A 19,844-nucleotide genomic window follows, 5' to 3' on the forward strand; every position below is an offset into this window, starting at 1 on the left:
GTAGTCACCTTTCCTGTGATATCTGGTTGTCAAGAGAGTGTGTCGAGGCTGCGAGATGTACTAGCTAAGGTCCGCATGAAGGGTCTCAATCCGGCGGTTCGTCAGATCGCGGACGACGACGCTGACTGCTCTCGATCCGGACTCTCGCACGTGATAGAGGAGATATCGGTCATGGTCCAGTCCGACCTCTTCTGGATGTACCTCCCGATCGTCGATGTGCATGGATACAAGTTCGCTTTGCTGTTCGTGGAGAACCGCTTTGTTCGGGCCATCGCCTAACCCAAAGCGCAAACGCACTCGGATGCTCAGACCCCCTTTCGGCGCGCCAGCCTCGAAAGGCATGTTCGGCCGAAGAACCGTCAGCATGGCTAGGGACCGATTAGAGCGGCTACCGGTCCACCATGACCAGTCCTGCTCTCGGTCGGCGATGAACCGACGCACCTCGGGCAATGCGCCACTCCATTCGATCTGGTGGTTCGTGGATGAATCCCGTCGAACAGCCAAGACCCATTTGTTGTCCATCGCCTTGAGGAAGCCATCCCAAGAGGGATCTTCAGCGAGATAGAGGGTTCGAAAACCTTCGAGCTGGCTTGTCCACCACCAGCTCTCTCCACCATGAGAGTCCTGTAGACCAATCATCGCGAGCCGTCCCTCCCACTCCATCAGGAAGGGTTCGAAATCGAGAAAATCATCGAGTCCGAAATGAAAGCTGCTGATTGCGCCATAGTCGCCTGTACGGCATGCCTCGTCCAGCAGAATGCGTGTCAGTTCCTCGTTTTCATTGAACTGCCACACCATACGTCCCTTGTCTTCACGGATAGCTTTGATGCGGGTATCGCGAAACTCGGTCCAGGGCAATGCAACCTCTTTCTGAGGAGGATAGGGTCCGAGCTGAACATCCCCTGGAGCGACCAGGTCGTCCAGATGGCTATAGGTCCCGAAGCCGCGAACGCTTGTGTAGGTCCCGTACTCCTCATCGCCGCGGGCGAATTGAACGTTGACACCCTGTACGCCGGCGATCCGTTGCGCCTCTGCGATCCACGGGCGCGAAGCGTTCTTTGCCGTCCACAGATGAATGTTTAACCTCTCGGCCAGCACGACAGCTTCGCTCGGGCTGCCATTTCCCGGCGCCTCGATCTGCGCGCTATAAACCTTGAGCGTCGAAGGCAGCGGCGGGCTCCTGCGAGCAGGCCGTGGGCGAATCGGACCCGATGCCGAAGCGCCTAGTATTCGTAACGCATCAAGAGCATAGTAGGTTGCCGTAAGGTTTGGGTTGGCCAGCGCCGAACTTCGGAATCCGCCTCCGTCCGTGAACTGGTCGTGGATCCAGCGGACACAGCCGTCCGTATCACGCGGCCTGGAGTTCGCCTGAGATAGCAGAGAGACTGCTGCCCACGTATAGATCATGTTCTCGCATCGCCCGAGCTCAGGAACAGGACACCAGGTAAACCCTCCGGTGTCTCGCTGGCAACTCCTTATCCAGGCGATTCCGACAGCCGGAAGATGCACCTGCTGTCCGAGATCCTCCAGTGCCTCCATGCCCCAAAGAGTATTGACGATGTGCCCATCGGAGCCATCAGTAGCAGCGCTATTGTTGAATGTGCCATTCGGCCTTCTACGCAGTTTGAAGTAGCGCTCCCACGCCGTTGAAGAGAGATCCTTATCCGTGCTGATCATCTTTCTCAGGCGGACAGCCATAGCCTGATGCTGAAGCGTTGGATAGGCATTCTGTTCAAAGTAGGTGTTATAGACAAACGGCTCCTGCAACATCGCAAGTTTGTCTGAACCGATGGGCTTGCCCAGCCAGCTCAATACTTGCGCCTGTTCATAATCGATCCTCCAGAGGGGCTGTTGAGAAAGCCCGTCGGGGATCGGGTAGTGCGAACGCGCAAAATCAGCCAGAACTTCTGCCTCGGGAACTGGCGACTGCAGCATCCGATAACACCCGACAGCAGCAAACGTCGGCGTGATATGGGCTTTCGTTCTCGAAAGCCACCCGTAGCCGCCCCCGGACTTCCGATGACGGCGGACAAAGGCAAGTATCCTATCTCGGGAATACCGCACCGAATCCGTGCTTCCGAAGGATGGCAGGCAAGCCGCAAACGGTAGAGAGGAGAGGCCGCGAGCGAATGCTCGCCTCGATATAGTTCTGCTGTCCATCAATGGCTTGGTTCCTATCTCGTAATCGAGATGGCTGGTGTCCACGAATGCCGTGGATCTGCCGCCATCGTTCAAGAGGTCACGATGCCGACTATATGGGATAGCCGGCATCAACGGTTGAGAGAGTCGGAGAGCTTAGAAATTCAGCTTGCCAGTGAATCGAATGACCCTCGAATCCGCGGCACTTCCAAAGGTCGAAGTGATCTGGCCGAAGTTGCTGTTCGAGACGTTGTTTGCTGGCACCGCGAAATTGGGCGTGTTGGTGAGATTGAAGGCCTCTCCGCGCAACTCCAAATGCAGTCGCTCCCTGATGGGGAATTCTCTGGAGATTCCCAGATCAAGATCGGTATTCCCAGGTCCTCGTAGCGAGTTGCGGCTCGCCGTTCCGAAGCTGGCTGTTGTGACGGGTGCGAACGCAGTTGTATCGAACCAGGGAGAAAACTTCCCAATCCCATGCAGCGTAGCAACATGAGGTGAGATCTGGTTCGCGACCTGCGTATTGAATGCAGCATTGAGCGAGGTAGCAGAGGCCACAGGGGTGAACGGCAACCCCGTGTACTTTGAGATCACCCCGTTCACCTTCCATTCTCCGGCAATTGCTCTGGCGATACCAGCCTCACGCAGGAACGCATGACCCTTTCCGAAAGGAAGCTCGGCGGTGAAGCCCATGTCGAAAACATGCTTGCGATCGAAGTCACTGACGGCGCGGTTGCGATACTGATAAGCAACTGCGTTGAAGAGCGGCACGCTGTCATCGTCTGAAGCTTCATCGATCGACTTGCTGTAAGTGTACGAGGCGGTCAGCAGCACCCCATGTTTGAAGGGATGCTTGAGATTGAACTGCAATCCGTCGTAGTGGGCCGTGTTGTACGGAAGAATGACCTGTGTTTCGGCATTGCGCCCGAAGGCAGTGTAAAGTGGCTGGCCCGCGGCCCCAAGTCCGGGAGTCTGTCCTGCATTCGCTTCGAAGTACGTCGTCTGCCGAATGGTCTGCGTTCCCACGTAGCTTGCGGTGAGGTCGAAGCCCGCAGGCAGCGACCGCTCGATCGTGAAGTTCATCGATTCGACATAGCCTCTGCGGAAGGTGCCCGCTGGCAGCGTCTTTGTATAGGCGGCGAGCGGAAGCGCGACGGTACCGTCACTGCTAATCGCGGGTGCGACAGTCGCATATCCGGGGATGCCGGTTACGAAGTTGCCGGCCGCCACATAAGAATTGTTCGCATTGATGGTTTGGGCGATCGTCACCGGGTAAGGATCGCGCATGGCACGAGTGAATGGATAAGGATCGATGCTGATTCCATATCCACCTCGAACGACGGTCTTGTCATCGATACGGTAGGCGAATCCAAAGCGAGGAGCGAACTGTAGTTTGCTGGCATTCGATCCAGCTCCGGTCGGCTGTCCGTTGGTTCCTCCAAGGACCATACGGTTTGTTGGGAAGTCGTATCGATCCATGCCGGACATGATTGGATATATCTCCCAACGAAGGCCGTAGGTCAGTGTCAGGCGATGGGAAGCCTGCCACTGGTCCTGTGCGTAGACACCGTATTGCCACTCCGTTTCAGAGATGGGGTTCTCGAACTGATAGCTTTTTCCAAGCGAGTCAGGAAGTCCCAGCAGGAACTGTGCAAATGAGTTGGCCGAGGTCGGAGACGCCCCTCCTTTGAGAGCCGTGACACCGCCGGTGAAGGTAAAACCGCCACGCGGACCAAACCCCCTCTGCGGTTGATACTGGTTCAGATGATTGTTAAGCATCTGCGTTCCGAAGCGGATGGTATGAGAACCAGCAACCCACGTTAGATTGCCAACGTACGTGTAAGTAAAGTCATTTTTCAGCTCTGGGGTATAAGCATCCGGATTGCCGAGCGTCTCAAGCCCGGTAATCGCGAAGGAGGGCAGGCCCGCCTGGTTAGGATCGGCCCCGTAGCTTCCGTTGCCGTTGCTATTGGTTCCCGGGATTCCAAGGCCCGGCCCGAGGTTCCTGGCGAAATCGGCTTCAAACCAGGCGAGACCGTTATGACCAACGCCGAAGTTCGCATCGAACAATATGTTTTGCGAGAAAGTACGGGTATAGCCGATCCCGCCGATGAAGATGCGAGTCTCGCTGTAGCCGGAGCCCGAGTTGCTTCCTCCGGGGCTAAGACCCGTACCTCCGCCGATCCCCAACGTGCTCGGAGACATAACGTCCGCCCGGAGGTAGCTCAGTTTTGCAAACATCGAAGATTTCGAATCGATCTGCCAGTTAACCTTTTCGTCGAAGGAGAAGCGGTCCAGACTGTACGTGCCTGCAACTGAGAGGTTGTTCGAGGTCCCGGGAAGATTGGCGTGCGGGATAAGAGCGAGAACTCGTTGCGCCGCGGGACTGATGCCGCTCTCAATCGCATTTCGTCCATCAGCGTTCTTGCTGGCTAGGGTCGCTCGCCCCGTTCCGTCAGAGTTGCCGGTACTAGGATCGTAAAGCGTCGCCATACCCGTAAAATCCCCATTTCGCTCCGCGTCTGTTGGGACTGAGACGATCTCGGGAAAGAGCTGGCGCTGCGATAGACCTTCAAAGCCGGAGAAGAAGAAGAGTCTGTTGTGAAGGATCGGACCGCCGATGTTCGCCCCGAATTGGTTCAAAATATTCTTTGGCGCCGAACTGCTCGCACCCGAGAAGTAGGTCTTGTTGTAGAAATAATTTCTTGCGGAGAGTGCCGAATTTGTATTCTCCTCCCAGAACGTTCCGTGAAACTGATTCGTTCCGGATTTGGTTAGGACCGATACGACTGCGCCGCCGGCCAGACCTTGCTCAGCCGTGAAGCTGTTCGTCACGATGTCGACGGATTGGATGTCTTCGGTCGGCGGGTTGTAGAGGGTGTGGTGCGGAAGATAGACCTGCTGAATGGCCGCACCGTCAACAGCGGTTTCATTGTTATTGCGGGACGACCCGTTGATGTTGGTCGTCAAGGACCGGGAGGGAGTGTCCATTACGGAATTTTGGTATCGCGAAGGAGTTGCGCCGGGCAGCAGGCTAAGGAGGCTCTGATAGTTATTGAATCCTCCGATCGGAATATTGCTCAGCCCTCTGGTCGTAAGCTCGCCATGGATCGTCCCGCTATCGGTTTGTAGCTCAGTGTTCGCTGCATTGACCTCCACCGTCTGCGAGGCCCCAGCCACGCTGAGCCTCTCATCGGCTCGCACAATGAGGTTCGCTCGAACGTTGAATCCCGTCTGCTCGACTTGCGAGAACCCACTGGCGGTCACTTGGACCTTGTAAACACCAGGCAGCAGATCGCGAAGATCGTACCCACCCTCATTGTTTGTCGCTTGCCTGTGCTCGATTCCAGTCTGGACCTCGGTCGCAACGACAGTTGCACCCGGAACTGATTTTCCGCTCGGGTCGGTCACTGTTCCAACAAGAGTGCCGTACAGAACCTGGGCATGCGCGAGGCAACTGAACTCTATCGGGGCGAGTATCAGTACCGCGACTCCGATCGTCCGTAAAAGTGAATTCATCTGGCTCATCTCCTCAAAGTATTGCGTCTGGCGTGCTCAAATTTCGTGAAACTCAGGGTCCCTGACTCGCGCGGAGGCAGGCCCTGTTGGGCAGAATGCCTTGCCGGTTCGTGAGAGAGGTACACAGCGAATCTCTGCGACCGCCGTGGCGCAAACAAGTGGGATGGGGGTGGGAAACAGATGCTCCGCAGCTCATCGATGGCGTGGGAACGTTGTTCCCACCCTGGCGTATGTGTCTGATACGCAGCCGATTGCAGATGCCACGCCAGAGCAGCCGCGGTTTGTTAATTTACGGTTACTGCTGCCTTCAGACCGCTTGGCCAGACGGGAACGCTCCCGCGATTCACCATTTGGTACGTTCGGGAATGTAACATTTGGAGTGAACCACATCAGCTAATCTACCCATGGAAAATTTTCACGAAAACGTACGCAAGCAACTCGAGCGTCTTGCTGTCAGCGCGGAGTTCGGGCGAACGGATCGCATGGTGCGCTTTTTGCGTTTTGTGGTGGAACGATCTTTAGAAGAGGATGCGGACGCGCTGAGGGAGAGACAGATAGGCATTGAGGTGTTCGACCGTCCCTCTGATTGGGACCCGAAACTCGATAATGTTGTCCGGAGCGAGGCGAGACGGCTCAGAGCCAAGCTCGATGCATACGCCGCCAGTAATAACCCGGATGAGACAGTCCGCATTACGATTCCCAAGGGAGGCTATGTTGCAGAGTTCGTCGAGCTCCCCTCAAGTCGCACGCCTCCAGAGGTCTTATCGCAATCCCAGAGCACAGTCACTTCTGCTGAAGGCTTTTGGCGCCGCATTAAATCGCCGGTTTCTGTCGCGGCGGCAAGCGTCCTTGTAGTTCTGGCTGCGGTAGGGAGTTCGTCGCTCATCTCTCTACGCAGGTCTGTCCAGGCGAAAGCCGACAGCTTCGACATCGTGCCTTTTTCGAACGAGATCGGACAGCAATTCAGCCCCTCGATTGCCCCTGATGGCACCCGAGTCGCCTATGTCTGGGACGGCAACGCGGACAACTACGACATCTATATAAAGGACCTGAAGACGAGCGCGGTCGTCCGCTTAACCGACGACAAACAGCCTGACATCCATCCCGCATGGTCACCGAATGGCAGAGAGGTCGCATTTCTTCGGCGATCCCAGTCCGGCACCGAAGTCTTCGTGAAACCCGTAGGCGGCGGTGCAGAACATGCGGTCGGCGCCATTCGGGATACAAGCGGTCTTTGGGCCTCCGAGAACCCTTTTTCCGGCTGCCAAAGTCCAACTTGGACCCCGGACGCTCGGCAATTGTTGCTGACGGATGGTCTTGGCAAGGACTACGGAGCCGGTCTCGTTCTCATATCCGTCGACTCGGGTACCGAGAAACCCCTCACCTCGCCTCGCCCACAGGATGAGGATTGCTATCCGAGGTTCTCTCAGGACGGGAAGCGAATAGCATTTGTACGCTATATCAGCCACGGAGCCGGAGAGATCTTCACCATGGCCGCCGACGGCACGGACCTCAAGCAGTTGACGACGGACCACAGGAATATTCGCGGGGTCGATTGGGCTTCCGATGGACGGCACCTCATCTTTGCCTCCAATCGGCGAGGCTCATACGAACTCCGCGAGATAGATAGGAATGGGGGCGAGTCGCAACCGCTGCCGTCCGATACCGCTTCCGCATCGGAACCTGCTATCTCACGCACAGGCGACTGGATGGCGTTCGTCGAGAGCGACGAGAACTGGAATATATGGCGGGTGCCCATCCAGAACGGTCGCATCGGGTCCCCGAAGCGCTTTCTGGCTTCGCGGGGCCGCAACCACTCCCCGAGTTTCTCTCCGGACGGTCAGACGATTGCCTTCGTATCGGATCGATCCGGAACTCCCGAGATCTGGTTCGCCAATGGCGACGGGAGCAGTATCAGACAGATGACCCACTTCGGGGGACCTTGGCTTGGAACGATTCGTTGGTCTCCTGATAGTAAGGCGATCGTCTTCGATGCAAGGCCGAATGGGAACTCTGAGATTTTTACGATGTCCACCTCGGGAGGAAAACCAACCCTGCTTGAGCACCAGCAATTTGAGGTACGTAGACCAGGGTGGTCACGCGATGGAAAATCGGTGTACTTCGACACTACCCGAGGCGGTATGCCTCAAATATGGAGACGGACCTTAACCACGGGCGCTACTCGGCCAATCGCTCCACAGGATACGTTGTATCCGTCTGAATCCATGGACGGTCAGACGCTGTTTTTCTTTAGTGGAAACGGGCGAGGAGAGCATAATATCTGGTCCGAGAGAACTGATGGGAGTGAACTAAAGCAAATACCGGGGGTTCACCCCGATCCGGACCTGGATTGGGCAGTGAGCAAAGATGGAATCTACTTTGCGGTAAGCGATGCAGCCTCGGCGAGGCTCAATTTTTATTCTTTCCGGGACGCCCGTATTACGGCGGCTGGAAAGCTCGCGCAGGCTCTGTCATTAGGTACACCAAGCTTGGTTGTGTCTCCTGACGGCAAGTGGCTTTTGTATGCCTGTATCGATAGCACCAAAAGTGATATCAAGATTCGTCGTGAGTCTGCTTTGGTAAGAAATCGCTAAGCGGAACTTCCGCCCATGGCCCGCGTCGTTCGTTTAACTCGCTTCGCTTTACCTAGGGCATCGAAGGACACTGATAGTTAGCTCGTAATTGACTAGCCGGATGCCGCAAGTCATGTGCTATTAGTTCAGCCTGTCTTCCGCTCGTCTCGAATGTCAGCGAGCCAGGATTGAAACCAATCATCCTTCTCGGCAACATTGCTGAAGAGATCTGAGCGTAGTTCTTCCTTGTATCGTCTCTCGAACAACTCGAGATCGAAAGGGAACGCGCGGGATAAATGCATAACATCGTCATGGGCTCGGTCGAGGTTGCGGCTCAATTTCGAGAGTGCGACATCGTAGGGTCCATGACCCGCAGGTGAAGCCTCTCGAACTTGTCCGGAAATAAATCAGTCAAACGGGATTCATATCCATACGGCACAGAAGCGACGCCCACAATGTCAATATAGAGACGGTGCCTTCGGGCGAGATCCGTACCTCGTCCGGCAATTTCCATTAGCTTTACACTCATGCTTCTCGGCGCAACATCGAGCACATCGAAATCACTCGTTGTTCGCAGATTGCCATAGCATTCCGTGACTACGAATCCTCCGAGACAAGGCAATGCCGTGACCTCTTCGACGGCATCTAGTTCGTCTTTCGCTCCGCAGTGCTCCGGCAGGCGTTGCATGAGCTGCAAGTCGAGTCCAACGACGAAGCCCAATCGCTTCTGCCGGTTGCGCAACTTCATCTCAGAGAGTAGCCAGGTCCGCATACCGGAGAGGAATCCATGGCAGACCTTCGGCAATACGCGTATCCAGGTCGGGGCGGTCCAGAGCATCAAGCAGCAACTCGGCTGGTTTTGAGAAGGCAGGCCTCCCATATGACTGAAACCGTGATAGCCCAAACCTCCTAGCTCGTCAGCAAGCTTCGTTTCGTCTTCATGCCGATTTGGGTTCAACGGTAGCAACGTTGGCTCCCCGCTGCGCGATTGGTGAGGATCTCGTACGGTTAGCACGGAGAGCTGATTTAGCTGGTGCCGCACAATCCGAGTACATTTACTTCTTTTCGAGGTGCGGGATAGTCTTGAGTTCGCTCTATTTATCTGCTTGCCATGGTTTATTCACATCGGCCACGAGTGCCCCATGCCGCAACGAGAGATGCCTTCGAAACACTATTGCTCAGCCCGCAAGACGATTCGGGTGATCCGCACGAACGAATCGCTGCAAATCCGAGAGAGGGATGAGAACCCGCGCCCCGATCCGTCTCGTTGAGAGTTGCTTATTTGCGACCAGATAATCTACGGCGCGCGCGCTTATCGAGAGCAGATCGGCTGCCTCTCTTCTGCCCACGAGCAGCTTCTGGCTGCTTGCTACAAGCGCATTCATTGGCGGCTTCTTGCCTCTTGCGTTCACGTCTTGCATCTTGGCACTCCGATTCGGGGATTTCCTTTGTCGCATTGCTGATTTCGATACTGATGTTTCCACTGAACCTTCGCATTCTTCAAACTGCGGACTATTGCCGTGATCTAGGCATAGCCTCTCGCGACAGGACAGCGTTGTCTAATACTTTTCATTTATCGGGTGATATGTTTCAGCTATCACCTCGACAGACATCTCGGAAGACACATCTTGTTGTGCGGCGTAAGTTTGGCCAAAACTAACTTTCCTGTTGATAACGCCGCCAGAGATTGACAGAATTTCCACAGGCGGAGGTGCGATTTTCCCGCTCGTTTGCAGTGAATGCCAGCGCATTACATCCTGTCGAGCGGTGCGTTATGTATGAATGGGCCGAGCTTCGTCACTTTCGATATCTCCTTACGATCCTGGAGAAACAAGGATTCCGGGCAGCTGCGGAAGAGTTGCGAACCGCGCAGCCCAACCTTAGTGTTCAGGCAAGACAGTTCCAGGAGAATGCTTCCGTCCGACTCTTCCGAAAGATGAAAGGCGGACGGATCAGGCCTACGGATACTGGGATTGCATTCAAGGTACTTGCCCGGATCCTGTTGGAGACGCGTGATGAAGTGTTAGATGCTCTCATAGCAATTGAGCGCGGTGATATCCAATCCGTTCGATTTGGATTACTCCCCTGGTGGATCAGGAATTGCTCCGAACTTTTTGCGATCTACACAAAGAGATCCTTCCTGCCTGCCCGATACGTCCAACCCATGGAGACACGGCGCATCTAGCGGAAGAGATTCTATCGGGAAAGGTCGATGCCGCCATTGTCACCTTGCCCTTGCGGCATCCGGATCTGAGGATTCAAGAGTTACGGCGAGATCGGCTCGTCGTCTGCCTACGGAGAGATAATCCACTGGCGACGAAGTCATCTCTGCAGCCTTCGGACTTGCAGGGCAATCTCACTATCCTTTATCACCCACAACGACATCCCGAAGCTCACGAGCGTCTGCTTGAACTCCTCGCAGACGCCGGGATACAGATTGAGGAATACTCTTGTGCATCGCACCCTTCCGAGATGCAGACGCTGGTCAAAGGCGGGCACGGCTTCGCATTGATTCGAGAAGGAACAACGCTCGATGAAGAGTTAACGACTCGTCCCGTTCTGGGCGTGGACTGGACCGTGGATACAGCTCTGATCTATCACAAGACGCGTCATCCCAAGACCGTTCCCATCCTGGCTAAGCAACTCCCCAAGCCACGGCCTCAAGATAACAAAGAGACGATGCGGAGCAAGGCGTCTGTTTCCGCTCTAGCGTCAATCGCGGCAAGAAAACGTCCTCCCAGTAGTGCGAAAGATGGACCTGTTCAGATGACGCTCATCGGCTAGAAGTTGAAGCATTGACGTGAAATAGAACGAGGTGATACTTCGTAGCTATCACCCGATAAATATTACGTATTAGACGAGAGGGTAACGTGAGCCTAATCATCACTGCATATCCCGACTGAGACCAGTCGATGGAGGTGCCGATGTTCCGAAGTGATCATGCCGTATCCAGCAAGACAGCCCACCTTGCCAAGCGATTGGCGCAGCCCTTTTCTAAGCGAAATCTCTTTCATGCGGCGCGTGTGATGTGGCCTGCACTTGTCGCGCTTACCTTCACCGGCGTTGTCCACGCCCAGGGAACAATGGACTTCTCCGGGGCACAAACTTTAATGACAACTTTCAGAACTTTTGCGATTTATGCGGGCGCCGTCATCTGTTTCGGCGGACTCATCTTCGCTGGAATTCGCATGATGAGTGGAAGGTTCCAGGTCTCGAAGCAGGGTTTCAAGACCATCATCAAAGCGGATGTCGTCCTGAATGTGCAGAGCGCGGTTGCTCTGAACTTTGTACTCCCGGTCGGAGCTACGTCGGAGAGCCTGACCATCGACGCGACTTCGCCGGCGATGAATACCACCGACGCCACCGTCAGTACAGTCGTCGATCGGAAGTTCATAGAGAACCTCCCTCTGAACGGAAGAAGTTTTCAGGACCTAATCTCGATGACGCCAGGCATTGTGACGCAGAGCCCGCAGAGTTCTGGTCAGGGGGTGGGGGTCGGTGGAGACTTCAGCGTCAATGGGCAGAGGACACAATCCAACTACTACACCGTAGACGGTGTGACAGCCAATACTGGTTCGGGCAACGGAGGCGGCGTAGGAGAGGCTGCCACCGGTGGAACACTGGGAGGATCGACGGCCCTGGGAACGACCCAAACACTGATCTCGGTTGACGCGCTGCAGGAGTTTCGGGTTCAGAGCTCGACCTACTCCGCCGAATTCGGCAGATCGCCGGGCGGACAGTTTTCCCTCGGAACACGCTCCGGGACCAACTTCATCCACGGAAGCGCCTTCGACTATCTCCGCAATAACTTTTTCGATGCGAATGATTGGTTCAACTCGCACTACGGCAAACCGACGCCTGCTCTTCGTCAGAATGATTTCGGCGGTACAGTCGGAGGCCCAGTCTGGATCCCTCACCTCTACAACGGTCGAAATCAAACTTTCTTCTTTGCCTCGTATGAAGGGCTCCGTCTGACGCAGCCAACCGCCGCGACCATTCAATATGTTCCGGATCAATTCATGCGGCAGCAGGCGGTTCCAGCCATGCGCGCTATTTTGAATGCCTTTCCGCTTCCAAACGGAATGGATTATGGGACGGTTGCTAGCCCGAACCTCGCGGAGTTCGTGGCCCCGTTCTCTCTGCCCAGTACCATCGATTCCACCAGCATCCGGATCGACCATACGCTTCGTCCCAAGGTTGCGCTCTTCTTCCGCGTAGGCAACACACCAAGCTCCACCGTCGGCAGGCCTTACTTCGCCCGGACGACCACAAGCATCAATGCACAGAGCTACACCTTAGGGGCAACGGTCCAGTTCTCGAATCAACTGACGAACGAGTTTCGGCTCGGATATGCACGTTCCGACTCCAGGCAGCTTGGAGTGTTGGACAGCTTCGGCGGTGCCACCCCAATCGATCTGGCAGCGGCGATGGGTGCCGGTGCCTATCCGCAGGCGCAACCGGTGATCACGATTTCAATCACAGGAATCGGATCGCCGCTGATAACACCCTACAACGGACGCAATGCGAGGCGACAGTGGAATGCGGTAGACACGGTGAGTCTGCTCAAAGGGGTCCATGCGCTCAAGTTTGGCTTTGACTACCGCCACATTAAGTCACCCATTGCTCCCCCGACAGTGGAGCCGTACGCGATCTTCCTCAGTACGCAAGAGGTTCTGAGTGGCGCGCCGAGCGCGCCCTATGTCTATAACTTTGTTCCGGCCACCCCGCTCTTCCACCAGGCCGCTTTGTTCGTACAGGATGAATGGCGCGTTCGTCCGCAGGTTCACCTCTCTGGCGGAATTCGCTGGGAGCTGAATCCGCCGCCGACTGAGCAACACGGTCGCGATGCCTACACCTTGTTGGGAGATATCAATAGCCCCGCTACCCTCGCGCTTGCGCCGCAGGGAACGCCTTTGTGGAAGACAACCTGGTATAACTTCGCTCCCCGGATTGGGCTGGCGTGGACGGCACACGATCAAGCGCTTCCGACGAAGCCAGCTCTGAAGGCAAGTCCACAGGCAGATCCCGTTCAAAAACGTAAGACTCCACGATGTGGGTCCGTCCACCATTCAGACGCAGATCGTAGTCCCGAATGGCAGGCAGGTTATATCCAAACAGGCGGTGCGCTCCTTCGACCGTGAGCGAAAACATATCCCCAATCTCCAGCAGCATGCTCAGGGTGGGATGGTCTCCGGTGCGGCGCAGGTTCGACAGCAGGTTCTTCGTGACGAGTTCACGCCGTTCTAAGGCGTGCCGCTCGCGATCGTTCGACGGCCTGATCTGCCGATGCAGGTCGCGGAGATGAATCAGCGCATCAAGGATCTCGGGCCGGGGAACGTTGTGATACACAGCGAAGGCCTCTCCTCTACGAACTCAGCGTCGGAGTTGCGACCTCGCGGAATCAGGGAACGAGTGTCACACACCGTTTGTAGACATCGCGTACATGACTTCTTTGCCGATGGAACAAGCCTTCTACGAGCCACAATCCCCAGAGTTGGGTAAGGCCTGTATTAAGTTGTTCCTTCCTGTTGCCTTTGTAGCAAGTTTGCCTCGACCTCTGAAAATCTGCAAGAAGAACGAAGTTTCGGATGGATGCAGCGCAAGCTTCGACCTGAAATCAGCTCTTTGACGGGAGAACTACCACCTTATGCGAGGGAGGAGGCTCCTCCTCCCTGGCTCCAGCCGCGCGCGGCTTCCGCCACCCACCTCTGCGGGCCTGTGTCGAGATCGTTACGAAACTCAATTCGGAGGTAGTAGAGGGTGACAGATGCTCTAGCAGTCGCTTTCAGGATTTGCGATCATGCTTCCGTCGTGACGCACTATGAGTTGTTACGAAGCGTATCCGTCAGTTTCACTGCACCGAGCACGTTCGTGATGCGCTTGAGGTTGTATGCCATCGTCGCGAGTCCGATTTCGATCTTTGCACCGGATGACCCACGCATCAACAGACGTGGATGTCCGAAGATACGGTACTTCATGGTAGCGAAGGGGATGCTCGACGGTGGATCGGCGCAGCCTCATCGCTTCTGGTGTCACCCGCTCCTGCATGCGGTTCAATGCGTCTTCGTACAGATGCCGAGCCAGGCCACGTCTTGGAGCCTGAGTGCAGCGTGACTTCAACGAACAGGAGCCGCAATCGACAGACGAAGCCTTATACATGGTGTAACGGTCTTTGTGATTGGTATGTTTCCGCAACAGTCTCTTATCACCAGGGCAGACATAGGTATCGCTATCCGGTTCATAACGGAAGTCTGTACGACCGAAAAGAGTGCCATCGCCTGATTGTTTACTGTGCGCATGACAGGAACGTACGGCACCATGTTTGCCGCTTCGCAGTATGCAACCTGTTCTCCATTGGAATAACCGGCGTCGGCCACTACCTTGAAGCTATCCATCTCAAGTGCCTTCTTAGCAGCCTCAGCCATCGGCTTCAGGCAACGGATATCAGATGCGTCGAGGGCCACTGCGTGTGCCACGATCAGTGCGTGTTCCGTATCGACGGCAGTTTGGACGTTGTACGCCGGAAGGGCGGTCTGACGCACAAGCATATAGCCAGCGTCCGGTTCAGGATGCTGCTTCAGCTTTTCGAGCGCAGCTTGTACCGCAGCCGGATCAATGTTTACCTGTTGTTTTTCGTCGGCTTTCTCGACACTATCAAGGTAACGTCGCAGAGCAAGTCGGTCGCGAACGCTATCGACGCTAGCCACAGCGCGAAACTTCGAGCCATCGATTGCGATCCACTCACCTCGGATGAGTCCACAGCCGCGTGCAAAGCGGACAAGCTCTGCCCCAGCCGCCGTGACTGCATCGCGGTGCATCCGACGGAATTCAGCGATACTCTTATGGCCTGGATACAAGCGTCCTATAAGCCACATCAACTCGACGTTTCAGCGGCACTCAGCTTCCAGGCGCCGCGACGAGCGGATCTGGTTCAGATAGCCGTATAGATACAACTTCAACAAATCACGCGGATCGTAGCCAGGTCGTCCTGTCTCAGCCGCCTGTGCGCGCTCGAAGCCAAGCTGCGATATCGTGAGCTTCTTGACGAACGCGTCAATTACGCGGCACATATGGTCGGCTGGTACAAAATCGTCCAAAAATACAGGAAATAATGTTCCTTGATTTCGTCCCTCGCCCAGGATATAGCCCATAAGAAGAAATGCCTCCGCTAACAAAGCAATCTTCTCAGGAATCCGTGTTTAAAAAGCCTTCCTTCTGAGTAATTAGGCAGCTCTTCTCTAACGCAGCGCAACAGATTGAGCATCCTTGAAATACTGCAAGCACGCGAGCAAATGGGTGCTCTCTCCGTCGACATTGCTCACGACAATACGAGGTAATTGCACTTTACCGCTGGGTGCCACAATGACCTCGTAAATTCCCCCGTCCGCTTGAACACCGTAGGCTTTCGCAATCGCTTGATCTGGGTCAGAAAGCAAGGGGAAGGTGAGGCCATTCTCATCGGCCCATTTCTGGTTGCTTTCGGGAGATGTACGGCCGATACCTATCACTGAAGCAGTGTAAGAGCTGTACTTCGCAAGATCGCGTTGAAGTTCGCGCGCAATGAGACCAATATCCTCGCTCGAATGATCTCCGAAGAAGAAGAGAATGACCCAATCTCCTTTGTACCCTTTGAGGGAGACCGGTGAGCCGGACTGTGACTTCAAACTGAAAGCTGGTGCTACATCTCCGGGCTCGGGAAGGCCGAAGGCGAAGGGGCTGACTGCCATTAATAGCGAGCAGACTACGATGCGATGTATAAGAGGGTATGTCATAGCGCGTCTCCGATCACTTCTTCATTTCTTTGTAATCATGGCCGCCTTGATGCAGAACCAGATAATCCACCGTGCCCTTGTCGTCGGCATGAAATTCAATCTCAGCGTCAACTACCTTCATGAAAAACTTGGACTCTGATTCCGGGAAAATAGGGAATTTCTTCTGTCCGGTAGCCTGTGTGAAGAGTTGATCTCCTTCGAGTGTGTAGGCAATAGTAAAGGTCGGTGTTGCGATATAAGTCCCCACATATCGCTCAAGCACGTTTCGATCAACCTTGGCTAATGTCCGGACAGCAGGTTGAAAATCAGGCCAGTCGTACTCTACTGCGATGCTTCGCATCACTTCGTTCGCGATTTCCAGCCCCCCAGCGGCGTTGGTCATGACGACCGCTCCGTCCCCATCCTTTTCGTAAGCAACAAACAGGCTCTGAAAGCCCTCATTCACTCCTCCATGAGTAAAGTATGGCTTCGCGTCAGATCCTCCAACTTCGACACCGAGACCCCAGTGGTTCTTGCCAGGCGTGAGCATAGCGGTTGTCATTGCAGAATTGAGAACGTGATTCGATTGTCCCATCAAAGACCTTTGGACTTCTATGAGGTATTTCGCGAGATCGGAGGGAGTAGTCCACAAGCCAGCGGCAGCCATTTCAGGATATGTATGCGCTCCCCCAGGTACGGGGTGACTATCAGTCATGTAGGGGATGGCTGCATCTGCCATCAGCGAAGGCGGCAATGGCTGCTCATAGGTACTATGTGTCATCCCAATGGGACCCAGAACCGTGCTTGCCATCAGCTTGGGAAAGACTCATGGGTCACGTCCAACAAAGTCTGCTGCATCACAGTAAACCCGCCGCCCGAGTAGTTCCATTCGGCGCCGGGTATCTTCTCGATTCGAATCGGAGCTGTGTTTGCCGGCTTCGTGCCGTCCAGCACCTGTATCAGGGTGGGCAGCGGTGACCCGGCTGCGTAGCCGGGAAAACCATGCACCGTCATGCCCGCAGTATGAGTAAGCAATTCACGTAGAGTTACCGTGGCCCCTGGAGCCAAGGTGCTCGGAGGAATATGCCAGGATGTAAGCGCTTGATTGATATCTGCATCTAGCGAAAGCTTGCCAGTCTGTACCTGATGGAGCGCAGCCATCGCCGCCACAGGCTTGCTGATCGATCCGGCCTGAAAGAGCGTCTCCTTTGTTACCGGTTTTCCATCCGAGCCCCGAACGCCGAATCCTTCTGCCCACACCAAGGTGCCGTTGTGAACAACCGCAACGCTAACAGCCGGGATCTTTAGCTCTGCCATGCGCGCTACCAGGGTCTTGCATTCTCGGGGCTCACCTTGAACTAGCACTGGCGGCTGAAGGCAATCGGTCACAGGAGCGGCATGTGAGTTATCGCTTGCCACCAGAATTGGCTCAGAAGCTCGCACACTCGGCATTGTCACGAACATGATCCCAATCCAAAGGAACGCCTTTATCTTCATCTGTGATCCTCAATTTCCTCTTAACAACAACGCAAACAGAGTGACCGGAATGCTTCAATGACCGCTCAAGCCACTGTCTGTTCTTCGGTTTCCTTACAGCCTACGAAGGCTGAAGATGGATGTCCCAATATCCAGATAGACGGAAAGCTAAGCAAAAAGCTCGATTATTTATTCGCAAATTCAAATCATTTCGAAGTTAGCCTGCACTCGAATTGCCAAGCAGCCGACATCTCCAAGGGCGCGAACCTGCTCTATCGGGTCTGGACAATGCATCGGTATTGATAAGCACACCTGCCGTTACTCGGCTCCCGGTCTGTCCCAACTCGCAAGTGGGATCGGCTACGATTTTCGCGATCGAAAAGTTTCGTAACAGTCTCGTGTCCTGCCCGCAACGCCGACCCTGACAATTCCTGTGCGCTGACGCGCACGGATGCGGAAACCAAACCTCGCTGAGGGCTCCGCCCTGGCGCGGCGCAAGAGTTTCCCCATAATTTTTCTGCGAAAAATCACTGCGCTTCGCTTGCCTCCGCTTCGCTCCGGTGGGAGATACCCCTCTCTTGCGCCTTGCCGCCCCGCCTTCGCCAGGAGGCGTTCGGCATGTAGGGACATGCCACGCATGGCATGAAAAACAACGGCTCAGGCCAAGGAGGAAACACCCCATGAAAGAGAGCCACCACCAACCTCGTCACCCCCGTCAATGAAACCCCAAAACAGCCGCAACCACGGCAGACGGCGAAAGAGATCATTGCCGCCAATGTAAAAAGCCTGATCGAACAGCTTGAGGCCGGACACTCGGATGCGCTCACCGCCTATCTGAACGCCATGAGCCGTTTTCATTCGTATTCCTTCGGCAACGTCCTCGAAATCGCGAGACAGCGTCCCGGAGCAACGCGCGTGGCAGGCATGTATGCGTGGAACCAGCTTGGTCGCCGTGTGATAAAAGGCGAGAAGGGCATCCGCATTCTGGCTCCCATCATTGGCATCAAGCGCAAACGCGAGGAGGAGGCCGAGAAGGACATCACCAGGCAGAATATCCGCGTCCTCGTTGGCTTCCGCAATGCCTATGTCTTCGATGTGGCCCAGACCGAGGGAGCCGAGCTTCCCGCGATGCGCGAGGTCTACGGCGACGTTGGCGAGAACCACGACCGTCTTGTTTCCTTCATCGAGCATCAGGGCATCGCGCTTGTCTATACAGATAACATCGCTCCCGCTCTCGGCATGAGCTATGGCGGACGCATCGCCATCCTGCCCGGTCAATCGAAGGCGGAAACCTTCGCCACATTGGTCCATGAGCTGGCGCATGAAATGTTGCACAAGGCCGAACGCCGCACCACGACCACCAAGGTTGTGCGTGAAACCGAGGCCGAAGCCATCGCCTTTGTGGTTGGCAAAGCCGTAGGTCTGGAGGCCGGTTCCGCGAGCGCGGACTATATCCACCTGTACCACGGCAATGCTTCGCTTCTGGCCGAGAGTTTGGAGGTGATCCAGCAAACCTCCGCCGTCATCCTTGCCGCATTGCAGCCGCCAACCGCAGAACAGGCGGCGATGCCGGATGCAGAACTGGCGAAGGTGGCGTAGCCCAATCTCCCCACCCACCGGAGCGGAGATAGGGAATCGTGTCCGCTCCACAAACTCAACGCAGCATCTCGCCCAAAGGAGGGCATCATGCAGGACAGCAGCGCATTCCAATTCATCGCCATCGACCAGATTCATGAGTCCACCACTTACCCGCGCCAGACCTTCGAGCCGTCCAAACTGGACGAACTCGCCGAGTCGATCCGTCAGCACGGCCTCATTCAGCCCATCACCGTCCGTCCCAACAACGAAGGCTTCGAGATCGTAGCCGGGGCGAGGCGCTTCCGCGCCGCACAGCTTGCCGAACTGTTTTCGCTCCCCGCCCGCATCGTGGAGCTGGACGATGCCGCCGCGATGGAGTGGCAGCTCGTTGAGAACTCGCAACGTGTGGACGTTCACCCTTACGAGGAGGCGCAGGGCTTTCAGCGCCTCTTAGACCTGCCCGGCTACGACGTGGCCGCGCTGGTGGCCAAGTCCGGCAAGAGCGCAGCCCACATTTATGCGCGACTGTCTCTCCTGCAACTCATTCCCACTGTGGCCGAAGCGTTCGTGCAGGAACGCATCACCACCAGTCACGCCAACCTCATCGCCCGTCTCCCACAAGAGCATCAAGCCGATGCCTTCGAGAACTGCTAGCGCAAGGACTGGCAGGACAAGGAAGCGCACCTGCTTCCGTCTAAGCACCTCAGCGCATGGATTCAGGCCAACCTCTATCTGAACCTTGCCGATGCTCCGTTCGATCGCGAAGACACCACTCTCAAAACCGAGGCCGGAGCCTGCGTCACCTGCCCCC

The 19,844-nt window shown here is 55.7% G+C and carries 13 protein-coding genes and 1 pseudogene; 6 read left to right on the forward strand and 8 right to left on the reverse strand.

Features of this window, described 5'->3' with window-relative positions; translation table 11 throughout:
• Positions 1-60 precede the first annotated feature (60 nt).
• Together HB393_RS05200 and HB393_RS05205 are read right to left on the reverse strand one after the other, a co-directional pair.
• Positions 61-1,935, reverse strand: coding sequence for a prenyltransferase/squalene oxidase repeat-containing protein (locus HB393_RS05200; RefSeq protein WP_213804066.1), 1,875 nt, complete (start codon positions 1,933-1,935; stop codon positions 61-63).
• A gap of 360 nt (positions 1,936-2,295) precedes the next feature.
• Positions 2,296-5,655, reverse strand: a complete 3,360-nt coding sequence (locus HB393_RS05205; protein ID WP_213804067.1) for a TonB-dependent receptor — start codon at positions 5,653-5,655, stop codon at positions 2,296-2,298.
• A gap of 404 nt (positions 5,656-6,059) precedes the next feature.
• On the opposite strand from HB393_RS05205, the gene HB393_RS05210 reads away from it, so the two are divergent.
• Positions 6,060-8,249 carry a PD40 domain-containing protein gene (locus tag HB393_RS05210; protein WP_213804068.1) on the forward strand — a complete coding sequence of 730 codons (2,190 nt, stop codon included), beginning with the start codon at positions 6,060-6,062 and terminating at the stop codon, positions 8,247-8,249.
• Positions 8,250-8,562: 313 nt separating this feature from the next.
• On the opposite strand, the gene HB393_RS05215 is transcribed toward HB393_RS05210, so the two are convergent.
• Entirely contained in the window at positions 8,563-9,066 is a 504-nt protein-coding gene (locus HB393_RS05215) for a hypothetical protein (protein WP_213804069.1), read from the reverse strand.
• 936 nt (positions 9,067-10,002) lie between these two features.
• On the opposite strand from HB393_RS05215, the gene HB393_RS25085 reads away from it, so the two are divergent.
• The 3 genes from HB393_RS25085 to HB393_RS05230 all read left to right on the forward strand — a co-directional run bounded on the left by HB393_RS25085 (position 10,003) and on the right by HB393_RS05230 (position 13,369).
• Positions 10,003-10,413 (forward strand): LysR family transcriptional regulator, encoded by a 411-nt coding sequence (locus HB393_RS25085; protein ID WP_255550799.1) that lies wholly within the window; start codon positions 10,003-10,005, stop codon positions 10,411-10,413.
• On the forward strand, positions 10,317-11,012 hold the full coding sequence (locus tag HB393_RS05225; protein ID WP_345945045.1) for a LysR family substrate-binding domain-containing protein: 696 nt from the start codon (positions 10,317-10,319) through the stop codon (positions 11,010-11,012). The genes HB393_RS25085 and HB393_RS05225 overlap by 97 nt, the downstream gene beginning before the upstream one ends.
• Before the next feature lie 140 nt (positions 11,013-11,152).
• On the forward strand, positions 11,153-13,369 hold the full coding sequence (locus tag HB393_RS05230; protein ID WP_255550801.1) for a TonB-dependent receptor plug domain-containing protein: 2,217 nt from the start codon (positions 11,153-11,155) through the stop codon (positions 13,367-13,369).
• 678 nt (positions 13,370-14,047) lie between these two features.
• Here HB393_RS05230 and HB393_RS05235 read toward each other — a convergent pair.
• The 5 genes and pseudogenes from HB393_RS05235 to HB393_RS25620 all read right to left on the reverse strand — a co-directional run bounded on the left by HB393_RS05235 (position 14,048) and on the right by HB393_RS25620 (position 18,313).
• Positions 14,048-15,379: pseudogene (locus HB393_RS05235) on the reverse strand (IS1182 family transposase).
• A gap of 87 nt (positions 15,380-15,466) precedes the next feature.
• The gene (locus HB393_RS05240) at positions 15,467-16,000 is read right to left on the reverse strand and encodes a redoxin domain-containing protein (protein WP_213804071.1); all 534 of its coding nucleotides are present in this window, start codon (positions 15,998-16,000) and stop codon (positions 15,467-15,469) included.
• A gap of 13 nt (positions 16,001-16,013) precedes the next feature.
• Complete coding sequence (locus tag HB393_RS05245; RefSeq protein ID WP_213804072.1) at positions 16,014-16,790, reverse strand: serine hydrolase; 777 nt, start codon at positions 16,788-16,790, stop codon at positions 16,014-16,016.
• On the reverse strand, positions 16,790-17,296 hold the full coding sequence (locus HB393_RS05250) for a serine hydrolase domain-containing protein (protein WP_213804073.1): 507 nt from the start codon (positions 17,294-17,296) through the stop codon (positions 16,790-16,792). Before HB393_RS05250 ends, HB393_RS05245 begins: the two co-directional genes overlap by 1 nt.
• 816 nt (positions 17,297-18,112) lie before the next feature.
• On the reverse strand, positions 18,113-18,313 hold the full coding sequence (locus HB393_RS25620) for a hypothetical protein (RefSeq protein WP_213804074.1): 201 nt from the start codon (positions 18,311-18,313) through the stop codon (positions 18,113-18,115).
• Between HB393_RS25620 and HB393_RS05260 the strand changes: the two genes are divergently transcribed.
• A complete protein-coding gene (locus HB393_RS05260) occupies positions 18,218-19,054 on the forward strand; it encodes an ArdC-like ssDNA-binding domain-containing protein (protein WP_213804137.1) in 837 nt (278 codons plus the stop codon). The two genes, HB393_RS25620 and HB393_RS05260, sit on opposite strands and share 96 nt — an antisense overlap.
• A gap of 87 nt (positions 19,055-19,141) precedes the next feature.
• Positions 19,142-19,687, forward strand: a complete 546-nt coding sequence (locus HB393_RS25090; RefSeq protein WP_255550802.1) for a ParB/RepB/Spo0J family partition protein — start codon at positions 19,142-19,144, stop codon at positions 19,685-19,687.
• Positions 19,688-19,844: the final 157 nt, after the last annotated feature.

Source organism: Granulicella sp. dw_53 (genome assembly GCF_018449545.1).
Classification (GTDB): Bacteria; Acidobacteriota; Terriglobia; order Terriglobales; family Acidobacteriaceae; genus Edaphobacter.

Coding starts and splice junctions, on each gene's coding strand:
- HB393_RS25090 (WP_255550802.1), top strand. CDS start 19,142: ATGCAGGACAGCAGCGCATTCCAATTCATCGCCATCGACCAGATTCAT.
- HB393_RS05245 (WP_213804072.1), bottom strand. CDS start 16,790: ATGGCAAGCACGGTTCTGGGTCCCATTGGGATGACACATAGTACCTAT.
- HB393_RS05200 (WP_213804066.1), bottom strand. CDS start 1,935: ATGCTGCAGTCGCCAGTTCCCGAGGCAGAAGTTCTGGCTGATTTTGCG.
- HB393_RS05210 (WP_213804068.1), top strand. CDS start 6,060: ATGGAAAATTTTCACGAAAACGTACGCAAGCAACTCGAGCGTCTTGCT.
- HB393_RS05240 (WP_213804071.1), bottom strand. CDS start 16,000: ATGACATACCCTCTTATACATCGCATCGTAGTCTGCTCGCTATTAATG.
- HB393_RS25620 (WP_213804074.1), bottom strand. CDS start 18,313: ATGAAAACGGCTCATGGCGTTCAGATAGGCGGTGAGCGCATCCGAGTG.
- HB393_RS05205 (WP_213804067.1), bottom strand. CDS start 5,655: ATGAATTCACTTTTACGGACGATCGGAGTCGCGGTACTGATACTCGCC.
- HB393_RS05250 (WP_213804073.1), bottom strand. CDS start 17,296: ATGGCAGAGCTAAAGATCCCGGCTGTTAGCGTTGCGGTTGTTCACAAC.
- HB393_RS05230 (WP_255550801.1), top strand. CDS start 11,153: ATGTTCCGAAGTGATCATGCCGTATCCAGCAAGACAGCCCACCTTGCC.
- HB393_RS25085 (WP_255550799.1), top strand. CDS start 10,003: ATGTATGAATGGGCCGAGCTTCGTCACTTTCGATATCTCCTTACGATC.
- HB393_RS05215 (WP_213804069.1), bottom strand. CDS start 9,066: ATGCTCTGGACCGCCCCGACCTGGATACGCGTATTGCCGAAGGTCTGC.